This is a genomic window from Paenibacillus sp. 2TAB26 (assembly GCF_052115145.1).
In the GTDB taxonomy this organism is placed as follows: Bacteria; Bacillota; Bacilli; order Paenibacillales; family Paenibacillaceae; genus Pristimantibacillus.
The window spans coordinates 1-2559 of sequence record NZ_JBFRGC010000067.1 but is presented as its reverse complement, the minus strand read 5'-3'; the positions used below and the strand labels follow the sequence as shown (position 1 = coordinate 2559).

The 2559-nt window shown below is 53.7% G+C and carries 1 rRNA gene; it reads right to left on the bottom strand.

What is annotated here, in order from left to right:
* Window positions 1-27: 27 nt before the first annotated feature.
* Window positions 28-2559, bottom strand: a 23S ribosomal RNA gene (locus tag AB4Z50_RS35770); the annotation flags it as partial.

The following is a 2559-nucleotide window of genomic DNA, read 5'->3' as shown; positions in this document are numbered from 1 at the left end:
GGATGTATGGGTCACAGTAAACGTGTTTAGGATAAGCCCTCGACCGATTAGTATTCGTCAGCTACACACATTGCTGTGCTTCCACCCCGAACCTATCAACCTCGTCGTCTTCAAGGGGTCTTACATACTGGGAAATCTCATCTTGAGGGGGGCTTCACGCTTAGATGCTTTCAGCGCTTATCCCGTCCGTACTTGGCTACCCAGCGGTGCTCCTGGCGGAACAACTGGTACACCAGCGGTACGTCCATCCCGGTCCTCTCGTACTAAGGACAGCTCCTCTCAAATTTCCTGCGCCCGCGACAGATAGGGACCGAACTGTCTCACGACGTTCTGAACCCAGCTCGCGTACCGCTTTAATGGGCGAACAGCCCAACCCTTGGGACCTACTTCAGCCCCAGGATGCGATGAGCCGACATCGAGGTGCCAAACCTCCCCGTCGATGTGGACTCTTGGGGGAGATAAGCCTGTTATCCCCAGGGTAGCTTTTATCCGTTGAGCGATGGCCCTTCCATTCGGTACCACCGGATCACTAAGCCCGACTTTCGTCCCTGCTCGACTTGTAGGTCTCGCAGTCAAGCTCCCTTATGCCTTTGCACTCTTCGAATGATTTCCAACCATTCTGAGGGAACCTTTGGGCGCCTCCGTTACATTTTAGGAGGCGACCGCCCCAGTCAAACTGTCCACCTGACACGGTCCCCGAACCGGTTTCACGGTTCTAGGTTAGAACTCCGATACGATCAGGGTGGTATCCCAACGTTGCCTCCACACAAGCTGGCGCTCATGCTTCWWAGGCTCCCACCTATCCTGTACAGATCGTACCAAAGTTCAATATCAAGTTACAGTAAAGCTCCATGGGGTCTTTCCGTCTTGTCGCGGGTAACCTGCATCTTCACAGGTATTAAAATTTCACCGGATCTCTCGTTGAGACAGCGCCCAAGTCGTTACGCCATTCGTGCGGGTCAGAATTTACCTGACAAGGAATTTCGCTACCTTAGGACCGTTATAGTTACGGCCGCCGTTTACTGGGGCTTCGGTTCACAGCTTCGGRTTRCYCCTAACCGCTCCCCTTAACCTTCCAGCACCGGGCAGGCGTCAGCCCGTATACTTCGCCTTACGGCTTCGCACAGACCTGTGTTTTTGCTAAACAGTCGCTTGGGCCTTTTCACTGCGGCCCCCTCGGGCTATTMACCCTACCGAGGCACCCCTTCTCCCGAAGTTACGGGGTCATTTTGCCGAGTTCCTTAACGAGAGTTCTTCCGCGCGCCTTAGCATGCTCTGCTCGCCTACCTGTGTCGGTTTGCGGTACGGGCACCTAGATCTCACTAGAGGCTTTTCTTGACAGCCGGAGTACATGACCTTCGCTACTGCAATTTTCGCTCCCCATCACAGCCCAGCCTTMATGATCGACGGATTTGCCTATCGATCAGCCTCACTGCTTGGACGGACTATTCCATCAGTCCGCGTCACTGCCCTTCTGTGTCACCCCATTGCTCAAACRATCTTCGGTGGTACAGGAATTTCAACCTGTTGTCCATCCACTACGCCTTTCGGCCTCGCGTTAGGTCCCGACTTACCCTGAGAGGACGAGCCTTCCTCAGGAACCCTTAGGCTTTCGGCGGACAAGATTCTCACTTGTCTTTTCGTTACTCATACCGGCATTCTCACTTGAATACAGTCCACCAGTCCTCACGGTCCAACTTCAATCCGTATTCAACGCTCCCCTACCCAAGTACCTAATGGYACATGTCATAGCTTCGGTGGTGTGTTTAGCCCCGTTACATTTTCGGCGCAGAGTCACTCGACCAGTGAGCTATTACGCACTCTTTAAATGATGGCTGCTTCTAAGCCAACATCCTGGTTGTCTTTGCAACTCCACATCCTTTCCCACTTAACACACACTTGGGGACCTTAGCTGATGATCTGGGCTGTTTCCCTCTTGACAATGGATCTTAGCACTCACTGTCTGACTCCCGAGTAGCACGTCTATGGCATTCGGAGTTTGACTGGACTTGGTAACCCTTGGCGGGCCCCGCACCCAATCAGTGCTCTACCTCCACGACGCTCATTCCTCGAGGCTAGCCCTAAAGCTATTTCGGGGAGAACCAGCTATCTCCGAGTTCGATTGGAATTTCTCCGCTACCCCCACCTCATCCCCGCATTTTTCAACATGCGTGGGTTCGGGCCTCCAGTGCGTGTTACCGCACCTTCACCCTGGACAGGGGTAGATCACACGGTTTCGGGTCTACGACCACGTACTTATTCGCCCTATTCAGACTCGCTTTCGCTACGGCTCCGTCTTCCCGACTTAACCTTGCACGTGATCGTAACTCGCCGGTTCATTCTACAAAAGGCACGCCATCACCCATTTAACGGGCTCTGACTTTTTGTAAGCGCACGGTTTCAGGTTCTTTTTCACTCCGCTTCCGCGGTGCTTTTCACCTTTCCCTCACGGTACTGCTTCACTATCGGTCACCAGGGAGTATTTAGCCTTGGCAGATGGTCCTGCCGGATTCCGACGGGGTTTCTCGTGTCCCGCCGTACTCAGGATCCGTCTCGGAG